The organism is Pseudophaeobacter sp. C1-32P7, assembly GCF_041008775.1.
Classification (GTDB): Bacteria; Pseudomonadota; Alphaproteobacteria; order Rhodobacterales; family Rhodobacteraceae; genus Phycobacter; species Phycobacter gallaeciensis_A.
This window is the reverse complement of sequence record NZ_JAXGFR010000017.1, coordinates 1-16,707: the sequence shown is the minus strand read 5'-3', so window position 1 is coordinate 16,707 and position 16,707 is coordinate 1. Positions and strand designations below refer to the sequence as shown.

General features: G+C 61.5%; 13 protein-coding genes. 10 read left to right on the top strand and 3 right to left on the bottom strand.

From position 1 onward, the window contains the following. Positions 1–34: 34 nt before the first annotated feature. From SM763_RS19260 to SM763_RS19220, 9 genes are all read left to right on the top strand, one after another. A complete protein-coding gene (locus SM763_RS19260; RefSeq protein ID WP_274834013.1) occupies positions 35–2,146 on the top strand; it encodes a type VI secretion system Vgr family protein in 2,112 nt (703 codons plus the stop codon). A gap of 9 nt (positions 2,147–2,155) precedes the next feature. Next, positions 2,156–2,764 carry a DUF6931 family protein gene (locus tag SM763_RS19255; RefSeq protein WP_274830718.1) on the top strand — a complete coding sequence of 203 codons (609 nt, stop codon included), beginning with the start codon at positions 2,156–2,158 and terminating at the stop codon, positions 2,762–2,764. Positions 2,765–2,781: 17 nt separating this feature from the next. Next, a complete protein-coding gene (locus tag SM763_RS19250) occupies positions 2,782–3,081 on the top strand; it encodes a PAAR domain-containing protein (RefSeq protein WP_274830717.1) in 300 nt (99 codons plus the stop codon). Positions 3,082–3,089: 8 nt separating this feature from the next. Next, positions 3,090–4,595 carry a type VI secretion system-associated FHA domain protein TagH gene (tagH, locus tag SM763_RS19245; RefSeq protein WP_368999463.1) on the top strand — a complete coding sequence of 502 codons (1,506 nt, stop codon included), beginning with the start codon at positions 3,090–3,092 and terminating at the stop codon, positions 4,593–4,595. A gap of 39 nt (positions 4,596–4,634) precedes the next feature. Beyond that, complete coding sequence (gene tssK, locus SM763_RS19240; RefSeq protein ID WP_274866621.1) at positions 4,635–5,975, top strand: type VI secretion system baseplate subunit TssK; 1,341 nt, start codon at positions 4,635–4,637, stop codon at positions 5,973–5,975. A gap of 77 nt (positions 5,976–6,052) precedes the next feature. Continuing rightward, positions 6,053–7,477 (top strand): type IVB secretion system protein IcmH/DotU, encoded by a 1,425-nt coding sequence (icmH, locus tag SM763_RS19235; RefSeq protein WP_368999462.1) that lies wholly within the window; start codon positions 6,053–6,055, stop codon positions 7,475–7,477. Next, positions 7,474–11,049 carry a type VI secretion system membrane subunit TssM gene (gene tssM, locus SM763_RS19230; RefSeq protein ID WP_368999461.1) on the top strand — a complete coding sequence of 1,192 codons (3,576 nt, stop codon included), beginning with the start codon at positions 7,474–7,476 and terminating at the stop codon, positions 11,047–11,049. Before icmH ends, tssM begins: the two co-directional genes overlap by 4 nt. Beyond that, on the top strand, positions 11,049–11,732 hold the full coding sequence (tagF, locus tag SM763_RS19225) for a type VI secretion system-associated protein TagF (protein WP_368999460.1): 684 nt from the start codon (positions 11,049–11,051) through the stop codon (positions 11,730–11,732). Before tssM ends, tagF begins: the two co-directional genes overlap by 1 nt. Continuing rightward, the gene (locus tag SM763_RS19220) at positions 11,729–12,451 is read left to right on the top strand and encodes a PP2C family protein-serine/threonine phosphatase (RefSeq protein WP_274830711.1); all 723 of its coding nucleotides are present in this window, start codon (positions 11,729–11,731) and stop codon (positions 12,449–12,451) included. The genes tagF and SM763_RS19220 overlap by 4 nt, the downstream gene beginning before the upstream one ends. Before the next feature lie 25 nt (positions 12,452–12,476). Here the strand turns inward: SM763_RS19220 and SM763_RS19215 are convergent, their stop codons facing one another. Both SM763_RS19215 and SM763_RS19210 read right to left on the bottom strand, forming a co-directional pair. Next, a complete protein-coding gene (locus SM763_RS19215) occupies positions 12,477–14,642 on the bottom strand; it encodes a serine/threonine protein kinase (RefSeq protein ID WP_368999459.1) in 2,166 nt (721 codons plus the stop codon). 44 nt (positions 14,643–14,686) lie between these two features. Then, on the bottom strand, positions 14,687–15,205 hold the full coding sequence (locus SM763_RS19210; RefSeq protein WP_368999458.1) for an OmpA family protein: 519 nt from the start codon (positions 15,203–15,205) through the stop codon (positions 14,687–14,689). 256 nt (positions 15,206–15,461) lie between these two features. Here SM763_RS19210 and SM763_RS19205 point away from each other — a divergent pair, with 256 nt between their 5' ends. Then, the gene (locus SM763_RS19205) at positions 15,462–16,301 is read left to right on the top strand and encodes a M15 family metallopeptidase (protein ID WP_274834032.1); all 840 of its coding nucleotides are present in this window, start codon (positions 15,462–15,464) and stop codon (positions 16,299–16,301) included. A gap of 15 nt (positions 16,302–16,316) precedes the next feature. Here the strand turns inward: SM763_RS19205 and SM763_RS19200 are convergent, their stop codons facing one another. Then, complete coding sequence (locus SM763_RS19200) at positions 16,317–16,535, bottom strand: hypothetical protein (RefSeq protein WP_368999457.1); 219 nt, start codon at positions 16,533–16,535, stop codon at positions 16,317–16,319. Positions 16,536–16,707 lie beyond the last annotated feature (172 nt).

The following is a 16,707-nucleotide window of genomic DNA, read 5'->3' as shown; positions in this document are numbered from 1 at the left end:
TCCGCTCTGGCCTTCATTCGTGAAAGGAGCCGCCATGGTTGAGAGCAAAGCCCATGAAAGCGATATGGTGTGGATGTCGGGCAGCTACAGCGCCCGGGACCTGCACCTGAAACGGGCCATCGTGCGCGAAGGGTTGAGCAAGCTGACCGAAACCACGGTCGCGTTTCAGTCCAAGAACAAGGCGGTCAAACTGGAAGAGATCGTCGGCCAGACCCTGAACCTGCATGTGACAACGGCAGATGGAAGCGACCAGAAGTTTTCCGGCCTGTGCATCTCGGTTGAAAACATGGGGTTCCGGGATGGCTATGGTCACTATGTGGCTGAGGTCCGGCCCTGGTTCTGGTTGTTGACGCGCACCTCTGACAGCCGGGTGTTCCAGAACCTGTCGGCGGTCGACATCATCAAGCAGATCTTTAGCGAATATGGTTTTAGCGATTTTCGCGACCGGCTCAGCGATTCATACGAAAAGCGGGAATACTGCCTGCAATACCGGGAAACGGACTACGCCTTTCTGTGCCGCCTGATGGAAGAGGAAGGCATTTATTTCTACTTTGACAGCAATAAGGACAAGAATTCTGCCGAAAGCCTTGTGTTGTGCGACGGGATCAGCGGGCATTCCCCGATCAACGGCTCATCGACCATCGAATTCCATGCCCGCGATGATCGCGATCGCCGCCGCGAGGATCACATTGCCGAATGGACGCGCGAGGAAACGCTGACCCGAGGCAAGGTGACGCTGAATGATTTCGATTTCACCTCACCCATGGCGGATCTCAAGGTCAATAACTCGATCACCCGCGGCAATCACAGCCACAAGGATTACGAGGTCTACGACTATCAGGGCCATCACCGCAAAGACACCGGCCTAGGCGGAAAACTGGCCCGGGTACGGATGGAAGCCGAAGCGATAGCTCATAAACGCTGGCGCGGTGCCTCCAGCGTGCGCACCCTTGGCACTGGTGGAACCTTTACTCTGAAAAACCACCCGGACAGTGACGCCAATGGCGAATATCTGGTGGTGGATACGATCCACTATCTGCAGGTGGCAGGGGATTACAACGAAAGGGAAGACCGCAAGAGCGACGCTGCCAAAGAGGGCGAGATGCGGCGGGACGTGAAACCCCGCAACATGGATTTCCCCGAAGAGGTCGCAGGCGACGCCTATGCTTCGACCTTTTCCGCGATCGAAAAGCAGGAACAGTTCCGCGCCCCGCTGGTGACGCCCTGGCCCGAGGTGCCGGGCCTTCAGACCGCGACGGTTGTCGGGCAAAGCGGCGAGGAAATCTGGACCGATGAATATGGCCGCATCAAGGTTCAGTTTCACTGGGACAGGGAGGGCAAGAAGAACGAAACCGCCTGTTGTTTCGTGCGCGTCGTCACGCCCTGGTCTGGTAAGAACTGGGGCATGGTGGCAGTGCCGCGTATCGGTCAGGAGGTGGTGATCCAGTTTGAGGACGGCAATCCGGACCGCCCGATCTGCACCGGAATGCTCTATAATTCCGACACAATGCCACCCTACAAATATCCCGACGATCAGACGCAGCTGGGGATCAAGACCAACTCGTCCAAGGGCGGCGGCGGCTATAACGAGCTGATGTTCGAGGACAAGGCCGGCGAGGAGCTGATGCGTGTTCAGGCGCAGAAGGATCACCAGATGCTGGTCAAGGATCGCTCAGCAGTGACGGTGGGGCTGGATGCGCCTGATCCGGATGCGCCGGGCACGGACGAGAAAAGTTTTGCGATGACCATCAAGCAGAACATGACAGAAACCGTGAAATCCGGGGATCGCACGGAACTGGTGGAGACGGGTGACAAGTCTGAAACCATCCAGAAGGGCAACATGACCCTTGATGTGGACACGGGTAACCTGACCGAAACGATTGCCAAGGGCAATCACTCCGAAACGGTCTCGCTTGGCAATCTGACCGTGGATGTGACGGCCGGGAAGATCGAGATGTCGGCGGGACAGGAAATCCTGCTCAAGGTGGGGGGATCCTCGGTCAAGATCGACAATTCGGGTGTCACCATCAAGGGCCCGATGATCAAGATCGAAGGCTCCGGCATGGTCGAGGCGAAGGCGCCGATGACTACGGTCAAAGGCGACGCAATGCTGACCCTCAAGGGCGGCCTGACGCTGATCAACTAGGTGGGAACGATGTCGGAAAACTATGATGATCTGAAAAAGCTTCCCGCCGATCCGGTCGCCAAGCTGCTGTCGCGGGCGAATGTTCTGCTGAAGACCCCGTTACAGTCTCCGCCGACCGCAACGGCCCCGGCGGTGCTGAAAGAACTGGCGGACAAGGGCGCTTTGGTGGACCTGTTGCGTCTTCTTGCCGTGCTTTTGCCGCCACGGGAGCGGGTCTGGTGGGCCTGCCTTGCCGCGCGTGATTATATCGGGCCGCGCTCGCCCAAGGATCCGCCGTCACTGACCACCTCCGAAGCCTGGGTTCTGGACCCGAGCGAGGAAAACCGCGATGCGGCGCGCATCACGCTGGACCATGCCTATGTGGATGATGACACGGTCAATTGTGCTCTGGCGGTGCTTTATGCCGATGGCACCTTGGGGCCGGGCGATCTGCGTCAGTATCCCGCGCCGGCCGGGGCCTCCGAGGCGGCCGCTTTTGCCATGAATATGGTAGCGTTGGGCCAATTGTCTGATAGGTTTGAAGAACATGGCCGTGTGTTGGTCGCCCGAGCGCTGGATATTGCGCGCGGCGGCAATGGTCAGGGGGCTGCCACGTCGGCGGCCTCTGAAGAAGTGTAACGAGGAGGTGGTTTGACATGGGAATGCCCCAGGCCCGCGTGACCGATCTGCATGCTTGCATGCTGCCATCGACGCCGCCGCCACCGGTGCTGCCGGTGCCGACACCGATTCTGCCGCCCTGCGCCGTGACCGTTCTGGTCGGTGGCCTGCCTGCTGCCCGGATGAGCGACATGTGCACGGCCGCCCCACCGCATCCGATCATCAAGGGATCGGCGACGGTACTGATCAACAATCTGCCCGCCGCCCGCATTCTGGATAACGCGGCCTGTGGTGGCATGATCACCATGGGGCAGGTGACAGTGATTGTAGGAGGATAATCGCGACTATGGCGGTGACGCTCAAATTTCAGAGCTCGGGAACGATGCCTGGCGATGCGGCGCCGGTGCCGATGCGGGGGGCCAGCCTGACCGTCGGGCGCGGCGCCAGCAATGATATGGTGCTGCCGGATCCCGATCAGATGCTGTCGCGCCATCACTGCGTGATCGAGGATCACAACGGCTCGGTCGTGATCGTCGATCTCAGCTCCAACGGCACCTTTCTCAACTACTCGAAAATCCCGCTTGGTCGCACACCGACACCGCTCAACAACGGTGATGTGATCTGTATCGGGAATTACGAGTTGGTCATCGAAATCCGGGATGATCTGGCCGAACCGGATGCGGGCATTGCAGCGCCACTGGAGGCGGCACCGATGTCACCCGGTGTGGCCGAGAACGCGCCGGACCCGCTGGCGCTGTTGGACGATGCCGGTCCGGGGCGTGATTTTCTGGATGATCTTCTGGGCGGGTCGGAGCCGACCGGCCCCTCGCAGCTGAACCCGGTAGATCCCATCGACGAATTGCTGCCGCCGATGGGCGAAGACGAAGATCCGTTTTTCCAGAAGGCCAGTGATGGCCGCGAAGGGGAGGGCGCCAGCCTGCCCAGCCATGCCCCCTCGGCGCAGGACAGTTTTGCATCGCCCAGCACGTCATCTTCGGCGCTCATCCCGGATGATTGGGATGATGATTTCCTTTCGGGGATCGAGGGATCTTCCGAGGCGCCGACCCCGCCCGCGGATCCAGCAGTGGCTGCGCCGCCTCCACCCCCCGCGGATATGTCGCCAGCCGCCCCCCCTGCAGAGGACCAGCAGCCAGATCCTGCACCAGCGCCACCGCCGCAACACACCGCGCCGGAGCCAATAGCCCCGCAACCGGCTGACGCGCCGCCGACTGATCAGACAGCGGCGGCCGCGGCATCGGATGCATCTGGCGATCAGATCACGGCGGCCTTCCTTGAAGGGCTCGGCGCCGAAGAGGCGGCCTTGAAAGGCGAAGATCCGGCGACGGCCATGCGCAGGATGGGCCGGGTCATGCACACCCTCATCGCGGGCCTGCGCGAAATCCTGATGACTCGGACCTCGATCAAATCCGAGTTCCGGATCGAACAGACGATGATTTCCGCAGGCGGCAACAACCCGTTGAAATTCTCGATCACGCCGGAACAGGCGATTGAGACCATGCTCCGCCCCGCGACCAAGGGCTACCTGTCGCCGGAAACCGCTGCCGAAGAAGCGTTGGAGGATATCAAGGCGCATGAGGTCGCCATGGTCACCGGCATGGAGGCCGCGCTCAAAGGGGTGCTGGGCCGTCTGGATCCCAAGGCGCTGGAGGCGCAGATCGAGGACAAGGGCGGCCTTGGCGGGATCTTGCGCGGCAAGAAGGCACGCTATTGGGATGTTTACGAACAACTATACGCCGAGATTTCAGATCAGGCGGAAAACGATTTTCACGACCTGTTCAGCCGCGAATTTGCGCGGGCCTACAAGGCTCAGCTGGATCGGTTGAAAGACTGACCCGCGCCCTGCGCGTGGTCCAATTAAAAGGAGAACCCAGTGTCCTGGGACAGTAAAGTGCTTTGGACCGAGGGGCTGTTTCTGCAGCCTCATCATTTCCAGCAGGCCGACCGCTATACCGAGGCGCTTGTCGGCGGGCTGGCGCGGCGTCTTGGCCCCTATACCTGGGGGGTGAACGGGCTTGAGATCGACCACGAGGCGTTGAAAATCGGCCAGTTTGCACTGAAGTCCTGCGAGGGGCTGACCCATGATGGCACGGTGTTCCGGGTGCCTATGGCCGATCCGCATCCGCCCGCGATGGAGGTGCCGTCGACGGTCAAGGACTGCGTCGTCTACCTGACCGTGCCGCAACGCCGTCAGGGCGCTGCCGAGGTGGATCTGTCCGGCGCCGAACGCTCGGCCAGCCGGTTGCGTCCCGACACGCAGGAGGTGACCGATGTCACCAGCGCCGAGCGCAAACCGGTGCCTTTGGATGTGGGCAAGATGCGGCTGCAATTCGCGCTTGAGGTCGATGATCTGGCTGACCTGCTGGCCATCCCTGTGGCCCGGATCATCGAAGTGCGCCCTGATCAGGAGATCGTGCTGGATCAGGCCTTCATTCCCTCCTGTCTGGATGTGCGTGCGGCTCCGGCGCTTTCGGGGTTTTTGCGGGAACTCGAAGGGCTTCTCGCGCATCGCATGGAGGCCCTGGCCGGACGTCTGGCCGAAGCCGGAGGCGCCCGCGGCGTGGCGGATGTGTCCGACTTTCTGCTGCTGACGGTGGTCAACCGCACGCTACCGATGGTGCGCCATCTGCGGCAGATCGAAAACCTGCACCCCGAACGGCTGTTCATGCTGCTGACCGGGCTGGCCGGTGAGTTGTCGGTTTTCATGTCCACGGAAAAACAGGCACCCGAATTCCCCGCCTATACCCATGATAATCTGATGGGCTGTTTCGCACCGGTGATCCGCACCCTGCGGCAGTACCTCAGCTCGGTGCTGGAACAGACCGCGATTTCAATCAAGCTGGAGCCGCGCAAATACGGTATTTCCGTCGGGGTCATCGCGGACCGCAAACTGCTGGGCAATGCCGGGTTTGTCCTGGCGGTCAGCGCCGAGATCCCGGCCGAGGATGTGCGTCGCCACTTTGCCGGTCAGGCCAAGATCGGCCCGGTCGAGGAAATCCGTCAGCTGGTGAACTCCGCGTTGCCGGGGATCACGCTGCGCCCCTTGCCGGTGGCGCCGCGGCAGATCCCCTACCATGCGGGTGTGGTATACTTCGAAATGGATGCCGACAGCCCCTATTGGCGCAAGATGACCACATCCGGTGGCATCGCAGTGCATGTGTCGGGGCAGTATCCGGGGCTCAAGATGGAGCTGTGGGCGATCAGAAACGGGTAGGGCGGTCCGGTACCGGATCGTCATGCGGCGCCCTCAGGTGGCTGCAGAATTGTACAAGGGTGACAGGGTAAAAAGATATGGGTGATTATGACGATCCCTTTGCCGAGCCGGGTGATACCGACAAGACGGTGATCAAGCCCAATCCGGGCGGGCGGCGCGCGACCGCGCCCATGCCAAGCCCTGAACCCTCGGTGCCACCGGCCGAGCCGACGGCAGACCCGGATGCCCCACCAGCACCTGAGTCCTACGGCGTTCCGCAGGCCGCCGCCGCTGCGCCAAAAGCATCCCCCGGTAAAGCCTCGCAACTGGCGTTGACCGGGATGAACCAGTTGACGGCCTGTGCCGCGACCCTGTTTGCCCTGATCAGCCGTATCCGCAACCGCGCGCAGCACATGGACCCGGACGCTTTGCGCAAAAGCGTCGTGGCCGAGGTGCGCGCCTTTGAAAACCGCGCCTTGCAGGCGGGTATTCCGGCGCAGACGGTCAAGGTCGCGCGCTACGCTCTTTGCGCGACGCTGGATGATGTGGTGCTGAACACGCCCTGGGGTGGGCAATCCAGCTGGGGCCTGCAATCCATGGTGGGCACTTTCCACCGCGAAACCGTGGGTGGGGACCGGTTTTACGACCTGCTGGCGCGGCTGGAAAAAGAGCCGGGCGCCAATATCGACATGTTGGAGTTCCTCTACATGTGCATGTCGTTGGGATTTGAAGGTCGCCTGCGCGTCGAACAGGGTGGCAGTGAGAAGCTGATGCAGATCCGCGCGGCGCTGGCCCGGATTATCCGCAATCAGCGCGGGCCGCTGGAATGGGATCTGTCGCCACATTGGGAGGGGGTGAAAAAACCCTTCAAGGCGCTGTCGGCCTGGCGTCTGGTTTGGATTGCGCTGGCGGTGACCGGCGCGCTTCTGGTGTTGCAATATGCCGGCCTCAGCTGGGCCCTATCGAACCAGACCGAGAATGTCTCTGGTCGCCTTGCGATCATCGATTCCGGCCCTGCGGCGCAGCTGGAACGACGCGCGCCGCCGCCCCCTCCGCCGCCGCCTGCGCCCACGATCGAAGAACAAGTGGCCAAGGTGTCGGGTTTCCTTGATCCCGAGATCAAGGAAGGCATCGTCGAGGTGTTTCAGAAGGGCAACCTGCTGATCATCCGGCTGGCGGGATCCGGCATGTTCGGCTCTGGCTCTGACAAGCTTTCCGATGCTTTCAAGGGGCCGGTCAACCGTCTGGCCGAGTCGCTGAACGATGAAAAGGGCAAGGTCATCGTCGTCGGCCACTCCGATAATATACCGATCCGCTCTTCCCGGTTTCCGTCAAACATGGCGTTGTCGCTGGCCCGCGCCAAATCGGTGATGGCGGGAATGGCCGACGTGATGACAGATCCTGACCGCCTATCCGCAGAAGGCCGCGCCGACAAGGAACCTATTGCCGACAACGGCACCCGTGAAGGCCGGGCCAAGAACCGCCGGATTGAAATCCTTCTGGTGCAGGAGATTGACGAATGATCCGCCGCTATATTCTGCCGCTGTTCAGATCCCTCTATTTCGTGCTGATCCTGCTGGCGGCCGGTCTGTCGGCCTGCGTGTGGTATTTCGCACCTTTCATCGGCTCGGAGGATTGGCGCCCCTTTGACAGCATCCTGTCGCGCGGCATTACCATCGGCGTGATCTGGGTGGTGATCCTGATGATTATCGGTTTGGTTTTCTGGCGTCGTCGCCGCCGGGATCGCCAGATGACCGAAGACATGGCCGAGGCCACGGAGGTGCCGGAAGAGGACGATGTCCTGGCCGAGGAGATCGGTGAATTGCGCGGCAAGTTCAAACAGGCCATGGCCGAATTGCGCAAGTCCAAGAACGGGCGCCGTCACCTCAGGGATCTGCCCTGGTACGTGATGATCGGCCCGCCCGGCGCCGGTAAGACCACTGCAATTGTCAATTCCGGCCTGCAGTTTCCCCTGGCGGACAAGATGGGCAAGGCCGCGATTGGCGGCGTCGGCGGCACCCGCAATTGCGATTGGTGGTTCACCAATGAGGCGGTGCTGATCGATACCGCCGGACGCTATACCACGCAGGAAAGCGATGCGGATGCGGATAATGCCGCCTGGCTGGGCTTTCTTGGCCTGCTGAAAAAGTACCGCAAACGCCAGCCGATCAACGGGGCGATCATCGCGATTTCCTTGTCAGACCTGTCCCTTCAGGACGAGATCACCCAGAAATCTCACGCCCAGGCCGTGCGCCGCCGCCTGTCCGAGCTGCGCGAGAAACTCGGCGTGCGCTTTCCCGTCTATGTGCTGTTCACCAAGGCTGATCTGATCGCGGGCTTTCAGGAGTATTTCGATGCTCTGGGCAAGGAAGAGCGCGAACAGGTCTGGGGTTTCACCCTGCCGCTGCCCAAGGGCAAGAAAGAGGCTGCCCCGATTGCAGGCTTTGACGAGGAATTTGCAGCCCTTCTGGGGCAATTGAACGCGCAGCTGTTGGAGAAGATGCAGGGCGAAAGCGATCACCAGCGGCGGGCGCTGGTGGCGGGTTTTCCGGGGCAGGTGGCCTCAATGCGCCGGGTGGCCCGCGATTTCCTGACCGAAGTCTTTCAGGATAACCGCTATGATCAGCGTCAGATGCTGCGCGGGGTCTATTTCACCTCGGGCACCCAGGAAGGCACGCCGATCGACCGGCTGATGCTGGGTATGGCGCAGACCTTCGGCATTGGCCGTCAAGCCATCGGAACCGGGCAGGGCAGTGGGCGGTCCTACTTTCTGACCCGCCTGTTCGAAGGGGTAATGTTCCCCGAGGCCGGGCTTGTCTCTGCCGATGACAAGGTTGAGCGCCGCTATCGCTGGACCCGCCGCGCCGCCATTGCCGCCACGGTGATCTTTGCCTCGGTGACCGGGGCGCTTTGGGTGAATTCCTACCTGAAGAACGCCGCCTTGATCGAACAGGCCGCCGGGCAGGCCGCAGCCTATCAGGCGGCCGCGGCCGAACTGCCGCCCAGCCCGGTGGGCGATACTGATCTGGTGCCGGTGGCCGCTGCGCTGAACCTGCTGCGTGACATGCCCGGCAACCCGGTTCTTTCGGATCCGGAGCCGGAGCGCGCCATGACCTATGGTCTTTACCAGGGTGAGGTGATCGGAACAGAGGCGGCGCAGACCTATCGCGCCGCGCTGAACCAGCGGCTGCTGCCCCGTCTTCTGGTCCGGCTGGAAGAGCAGATCAGCGCCAATATGAACAACCCGGATGTTCTCTATGAGGCGCTGAAAATCTACCTGATGCTGGGGCTTCAGGGGCCGATGAACCCGGATCTGATCAAGGAATGGATGCAGCTTGACTGGGAATCGGTGGCCTATCCCGGAACGGTGCGGGCGCAACTGCGGGCGGATCTGATGGATCACCTGACGGCGATGCTGTCCCAGCCGATGACCGAGATCGCGCTGAATGGTCCGCTGGTGGAGCAGGCCCAGAATATCCTGTCGGAAATGCCGCTGGCACAACGGGTCTATAATGGCATCATCAATTCGAACACTGCCACCAGCCTGCCGAAATGGCGGCTGACTGATATTGGCGGGCCGTCGGTGAAACGGGTGTTGGTGCGCAGCTCCGACAAGCCGCTGAACGAGGGTGTCGAAGGCATCTTTACCTATGACGGGTTTCACAACGTCTTCCTGCCCGAAGCGGTGAGCGTGTCGGAACGTGTCCAGCGCGAGGTCTGGGTGCTGGGTGACCGCGGCGGTGAGCAGATCCAGAGCGAAGCCGCGCTTCTTGCGCTCAGCCGGGATGTGCTCGACCTTTATTACAACGACTATATCACCCGGTATGATCAGGTGCTGGGGGATGTGGACATCGTGCCGCTGGAAAGCCTCAGCCATGCGGTCGAGGTGACCAATGTGCTGTCCGGGCCGACCTCTCCGATCACCAATATCCTGACGGCGGTCAGCCAGGAAACCAGCCTGGCGGAGGACCGCTCGCAACTGAACACGGAATCCCTAGGCGAAGGCGTGTCGCAGGTGGCAGCCATCGAAACCCGGTCCAGCCTGTCTATCCAAGGACAAATCCTGCTTGAGGCACTTGTCAGCTCGGCATCGACCGCCTCCGGCGAGCCGCCAAAGCCACCGGGTGCCTATGTGCAGGACCGATTCCAGTGGCTGCACGATCTGGTGGACCGCCCCGAAGGGCAGCCCTCGCGGCTGGACGACCTCATGGTCTCTCTGCAACTCGTGTATCAGGAGCTGAACAAGATGTCGTTCAGCGGCGTGACCTCGGGCGAAAGCGGGCAGGCCCTACTGCAGTTCCAGCAAACGGCCTCGCGGATCGACGGGCCGGTGCAACGCTGGGCCATGCAGATCTCGACGGGCTCTTCCGGCATTACCTCGGAAGGAACCCGCGCATCGATCAATGCCCGCTGGCAGGCCTCGGTTCTGCCCTTCTGCGAAAAGGCGCTGGATAACCGCTATCCCTTCAACCGGCGCGCCCGTGCCGATGTGGCGATGGTGGATTTTGCAAAACTGTTTGCGCCGGGCGGGCTGATCGACAGTTTCTTTGACGAGAACCTGCTGAAATATGTCGATACCCGCAGCCGCCCGTGGACCTGGAAACGCGTCAATGATGTCGATCTGGGGATCAGCCAAGCGGTGCTGGAACAGATGCAGTATGCCGCTGAAATACGTGATGCCTTCTTTGCCGGGGGCGACACGCCGGTGGTCCAGTTCCAGATCACCCCCAAGGCGCTGGATTCAAAGGCCAAGGAGGTTCTTCTGGAGATCGACGGCACGCAGGTGTCCTATAATCACCGGATGGGACAGCCCACGCCGGTTGCAGTGACCTGGCCGGGGACGGTCGGCCTGGCGCGGATCACCCTTTTGCCGGACAAGCGCAATATTGAAAACGTTCTGTCGCGGGATGGGCCCTGGGCCTGGTTCCGGTTGCTGGATGCCGCCGAGGTACGCCGGACTAACGTCACCGACCGGCGGCGGGTGAACTTCCGGGTTGGTGGGCGTCTGGCCCTGTTCGAGTTGCAATCGGGATCTGTCGTAAATCCCTTTGCCCTGCCGGCGATGGCAAAATTCAGCTGCCCGAAGTCGATGTGATGGAGGCAGGGTTCGGAGCCTTCGGCAAGATGCCCTCGGTCGGAGATTTTTTCCGGATCAACATGCCGGGCGGTTTTGTCCGCCTGTGGGATGGCTGGCTGCAGCAGGTGCTGCTGGCCGGGCAAAGCGCCTATGGCACGGCCTTTGATCGCAGCTATATGTCGGCGCCGATCTGGCGATTCTCATTACCTGCGGGCCTTGCCGGGCCGGAAAAGCTGACGGGGGTCCTGATGCCCTCGGTTGACCGGGTTGGCCGCCGGTTTCCGCTGACACTGGTGGCGCCTCTGGCCACGCCGGGGCCTGCGGTACTGGATCATTTCACCGACACAAAGCTGTTTGAGCAGCTTGAGGCGATTGCCCTGGATGCATTGGAGGACAGCATGACACAGGACAAATTATCCGCAGCCCTCGGCGCGGTGCAGCCGCCCGCCATGCGCGCGGTGGCGCCGCTGCGCACATCGGGCAACACGCTGGTGCTGACCGGCGCTGGTCAGACAGAGGATCTACCAAACACCGTGGCGGCAGCCCTGCTGGACAGCCGGGCTGCTGATACCAGCATCTGGACTGCGGTTTTGGACAGCGGCCCGCGGATGATGATGTGCCCGGGCCTGCCGCAAGGCGGGGCTGCAATGGGACTGTTCGATCTTACGGCTCCCATCTGGCAGGAGGCCCGGCCGCTATGAATCCGATGCACCCCTATCGCTATGCCGTTCAGACCCATGTCGGACTGCAACGCAAGGTCAACGAAGACGCGGTGCTGGCGCTACCGGACCATGACATCTGGCTGGTTGCAGATGGGATGGGAGGCCATGATGCCGGCGATTATGCCAGCCGTCTGATCGCGGATTCCGCCGCGATGATCCCCGGCGGGCTGGACCCGGCGGCCAAGATGCATGCCCTGCGTGATGCCTTGCAAGGCGCCCATCGCGCCATCCAGGCCGAGGCCACGGCGCGGGGGGGCGGCACCATTGGTGCAACGGTTGCCGCCCTGATCATGGCGCAGGGCCATTTCGCCGGTATCTGGGCCGGCGACAGCCGTATCTACCGGCTCCATGGCGGGCAGATCGACATGCTGACGGCAGATCATTCCGTGGTCGCCGAATACGTCCACTCCGGCAAGATGAGCTGGGATGAGGCGGATCAGCATCCACAATCCAATGCCATCACCCGCGCGGTTGGGGTCGGGGAGGATCTCGAACTCGACAAGGTGCGCGGCACCGCTGAAAGCGGCGACAGGTTCCTGATCTGCTCGGATGGGCTGACGAAATATGCCACCTTCTCCATGCTGGAGGATATTCTGTCGAGCACGCCCTTGGAAACCGTCGCCGAGCGGCTGGTGCAGGTCGCACTGACCGGGGGCGGGGCTGACAATATCTCGGTGATCGTCGTCGACGTGCTCTGACGGACGCGGGTCCGACAGGCCGCAATCAGGGGCGGGCTGTCACCAATATACGGCTGTCCAGCGACAGGATCCGGCTCGCATCCTCTGCCGCGCTTTGCTGCAGCGCTTCGGCAAAACCAACCGCGCTTTCCGATGTGGGACGCATGCCCGCGAACAGCGGTTCCGAGGAATGCAGGACCAGAATACGGCTTTTGCCCAGGGTGCTGTCATCCACCTTGAACGCCAGCCCGCCGGTTTCTGCTGCATCCTGCAAATCAAAGGCGACGCGCACGGAAAACGGCCCGATCTCACCATCTCTGAGGTCCGCAATCGCATTCTCGGGACGTCCGATATTGGGCAACAGATGAAAGACGTTGCCAGAGACATCCAAGATTGAAACGGTCAGAAAGCCGTCGGTCATGTCTTCCGGCAGGATCACGTCGATGACCGGATTTTCCCCGACGAAGAACCGCCCCGATGGGTTCGGCGTGCCTTCCCCGCCAAGGGTATAGCTGACCTTTGCCCCGCCCGCAGGCGCCTTGGGAAGGCGCTGCTCTACAACGCAAAGGGCGGGGTTCAGCACTTCGGCGTCCAGAACCACCTTGCGGTCATTCGCGATGGCGCGCAGCGCATCGAACAGGGCAACGCGGGTTGATGTTTCCGCCAGCCGCCCGGTGATCACGATGGAATCCTCGGGCGCAAAGCCGCCGGTTCCATCTGTGCCGGACAGTTGCAACGGGCCGCAGTCCTGATGATCAGCGATCACCGACAGGACCTCTTCCCGCGCCAGAACAGGCAGTTTGAAAACGATATCGACCGCGCCGTCCAGTGCTCCCGGCAGCCCATCGGCAAACCGCGCGTTCAACGACGCCGCCAGTTCGGCATCCTGCGTCACGCCGCTCAGTCTGCCCTGATTGTTGCTGACGGCAAGACGCCATTCACCGAGTTGATCCAGCGGCGCAATGGTTGCCAGTACATCGTCGCCCCAGCTGTCGGCGATTGCCCCTGACGCCAGAGAGACATCCGTGGTTTCAACCATGTCCTGCAGCGCAGTGAGGCTCGCCTCAGACGGCATGTTCCCGGTTGCCCGGGCCGGGGCCCCTGCGGATTTTTCAATAATCAGCGTGAAAGGTTCGGCAACCGGCAGGGATGGTCCAGTGAGATTGCCAAACAGCCCGGCGAAATAGCCGCCAACGCTCAGACCCAGCACACCTATAAGGAGGATAACCGCCACGAGGCCACCGCGCCCTTTTGCCGGTTTTTCGTCTACCGGAGGCGTCGAGGGCGCAGGTTTTGCGGTTGGCGCTGCGGTCTTCGGAACAATGATCGTGGCTTCTTCCGCCGGGGGTGGAGTGTCTGCCTTGGGCGGCGTACCAGCAGGGCGGGGGTCCGGGTCATCGATATAGGCCAGAACCTCTGCTGCGTTTTGAAACCGGTCCGCAGGATCCGGCGCGCACATGCGGTCGATCAGCCCCTTCAAGGGGTCGGGCACACCCGAGGTATCCAGCGGCTTCTGCTTGTTTTCCACCACTTCCATGGGGTTTGCGCCCAGCGACGGCGGCGCGCCGCGAAAATTCGCCAGCAGCAAGGCGCCAAGCGAGTAGATATCCGACCGGGCGTCGGTTTGCCCGCTCATCTGCTCGGGCGCGGCATAAGAATATTTGCCGGCGAATTCATTACCGACAATCGTCTGGGCACCTGGGTTGGTATCCTTGGCGATGCCGAAATCGATGATCACGGCCTCGGCCGGATCACCGCCGCGCAGGATGATATTGTCCGGGCTCAGGTCCCGGTGCACGATCTTGCGTGCATGGGCGGATTGCAGACCCTGCGCCACGCGTTTGCAGATGATCATCAGATCATCGGCAGACATCGGTCCCTGTTTCAGCTTCCGATCCAGCCCCGGCCCGTCGACGTAATCCATCAGCAGGTAGATATGCCCATCCGGGGTGCGGTGATTTTCCGAATAGCGCACCACCGCGTCATGGCGGATTTCGCGGATGTTTTCCTCGCGGGCCATCAGGACCTGAAAGTCCTCGTTGGCAGAGAGTTCCTGTTTGAGAACCTTGATCGCCACCAGATTGCCGGAGATTTCCGAGCGCGCCTTGTAGACATCCGAAGTGCCACCGCGACCCAACAGCATCTCGATCCGGTAGGTGTTGTTCAGCAGATCACCGGGTTGAAAAATATCACCGGGGCGGGATTCGATCATCTGTCATGTCCCGCCTTGTACCCGCCCGAAGCGACGTTCATCCCTCAGCCCAGAGCCTGGAACTCGACACGGCGGTTTTCATCGGCCCGCGGATCGTTTTCATCAAAGGGTGCGGTTTCCCCCATGCCGATCGCTTTCAGCATGTCCTCGGGAATGCCGCAGGAGCCGATCAGATGGCGCCGAACTTCCTGCGCCCGCAGCAGAGACAGGCGTTCATTGTATTCGGCCGAGCCCGAACTGTCGGTGTGACCAATGATCTGGAACACGGTGCCCTGCATTAGCTTCATCGACTCGCACATATTGGCCAGCTTCGGCTCCTGATCCGTGCGCAGGGCTGCACTGTCGAAATCAAAGGAAATCTGGACGTTGATCTGCGATTGCCGCTCAACCGGGTTATATTCTTCCGCAGCAGCGGCAACGGTGGCCGTTTCCGCAGTGTCGTCGCTCTGCGCCGAAGAGGACGTCGCCGCGTTCGGCACGATGACTAGACCGCGGGTTTTTTGCTTCTTGAAGGCTTGGGTGATTTCTTCGACCGAGGGGCCGTCATCGGCAGACTGGGCCATAGCGTCAGGCGCCTGCAACACACCCAAACTCAGAATACAGGCAGAAATAATGCGAAACCGGACCATAACCTGTCCCTTACGTTGAAAACATATACTGAATAAAAGCCTATACCACACTTGTTGATCTGCCAATGGGCGGCCGCAAACAGCGCTGCAAAAACCCCTAAACTCTGCCCTATCCGCGACGGATGGAATTGAGGGCTTTACGAAGGCTGGTTCAGGGCATTCAATAGGGGCGTAGTATGTTGAGGGTTCTATGCGCGTCGTTTCGGCAGTTATCATCGCGACAGGCATCGTCCTGGCGCCCGTTGTCTGGTTCGGCCTGAGCTGGCTTATGTCTGATGAAGACTATGCAGGCGGGGCCGTCGATTCCACGGCGCGGATCGAACTGGAAATGCTCCGTCAGCAGATCGAGGATCTGCAACTCCGGATGAGTGACCTTCAGACAGAGATTGCGCGCCTGCCCGCGGGAGGAGCAGGCTCCAACGCCCCTTTTCTCCCGGACGCTGACGGCGAACGTCAGATCTGGGAGCAGACCGAAGGCACAGACCTTGATTATGCGCAGGTGGTGCTGATCGCAGACCGGTTGAATGTAAACCGGGGCCTGAACGTGGCCGGGGGCAGGTATCTGTCCGAAAAACTGGGGCGCCCGCGTGAGGATCTGAGCGACAGCTGCCAGCCCATGACCAACCCGGATTTGAAGGAAAAACTCGTAACCGAGCAGGTTGGCCCGATCCGTGTCAGCATGTTGCAGCCCGCAATCGAAAGCCTGCGGATCGTGTTCGAGAATATCCGCAGCGTCGACCCGGACCTTTATTCCCGGATCAACACCGCCGGCGCCCTTTGCGTGCGGCGGATCCGCGGCACGGTGAATTCCCTGTCGACGCACAGCTACGGTCTGGCGGTGGATCTCAATATCGACGGCAAGCTGGATAATTTCACCGATGGCAAAACGCAGCTGGGGCTGACGATCATGGCCGATTTCTTCTTTGATGAAGGCTGGGTCTGGGGGGCCGGTTTTGGCCGCGAAGACAGCATGCATTTCGAAATCAGCCGCCGCCAGCTGGACACCTGGATCGCAGAGGGGCGACTGTAATCAGCCCCGACGGCATCACAGTGAGCGTAGCAGGACCTTGTTGGAGCCAAGCGCCGCAGCGATTTGCTGGTATTGCACAGCTCGGGCGGTCGATTGGGCGGCGGATCTGAGCAGGATCGTCTCCGCCTCCTCAAGCGCAGAAACGGCTGCGGCAGCCGCCTGCCGCTTGCGGGTGGATGCCACCGCCACCAGCGGGCGGGAGGATTTCGTATTGGTATCCGAGTGTTGCACCACTGCGCGCGGGGCCTGCGGATCGCGGTTGTCACGCGCGATCTTGCGCAGATTGGGGTCGATTCCGGCTGAGTGCAGAATGACACTCTAAGCGGCCAGGACGCGTCTTCCGTTCTCTCTGAGTTCCCCGTTGGGGCCGACATATCTGTAAATTGTGACGGGCTTGACGCCGAGT

Bases quoted from the DNA above. Each gene is read 5' to 3' on its own strand.
- tssM (WP_368999461.1), top strand. From the start codon at position 7,474: ATGATCCGCCGCTATATTCTGCCGCTGTTCAGATCCCTCTATTTCGTG.
- SM763_RS19215 (WP_368999459.1), bottom strand. From the start codon at position 14,642: ATGATCGAATCCCGCCCCGGTGATATTTTTCAACCCGGTGATCTGCTG.
- tagH (WP_368999463.1), top strand. From the start codon at position 3,090: ATGGCGGTGACGCTCAAATTTCAGAGCTCGGGAACGATGCCTGGCGAT.
- SM763_RS19255 (WP_274830718.1), top strand. From the start codon at position 2,156: ATGTCGGAAAACTATGATGATCTGAAAAAGCTTCCCGCCGATCCGGTC.
- SM763_RS19205 (WP_274834032.1), top strand. From the start codon at position 15,462: ATGCGCGTCGTTTCGGCAGTTATCATCGCGACAGGCATCGTCCTGGCG.
- tagF (WP_368999460.1), top strand. From the start codon at position 11,049: ATGGAGGCAGGGTTCGGAGCCTTCGGCAAGATGCCCTCGGTCGGAGAT.
- SM763_RS19260 (WP_274834013.1), top strand. From the start codon at position 35: ATGGTTGAGAGCAAAGCCCATGAAAGCGATATGGTGTGGATGTCGGGC.
- icmH (WP_368999462.1), top strand. From the start codon at position 6,053: ATGGGTGATTATGACGATCCCTTTGCCGAGCCGGGTGATACCGACAAG.
- SM763_RS19220 (WP_274830711.1), top strand. From the start codon at position 11,729: ATGAATCCGATGCACCCCTATCGCTATGCCGTTCAGACCCATGTCGGA.
- SM763_RS19210 (WP_368999458.1), bottom strand. From the start codon at position 15,205: ATGGCCCAGTCTGCCGATGACGGCCCCTCGGTCGAAGAAATCACCCAA.
- SM763_RS19250 (WP_274830717.1), top strand. From the start codon at position 2,782: ATGGGAATGCCCCAGGCCCGCGTGACCGATCTGCATGCTTGCATGCTG.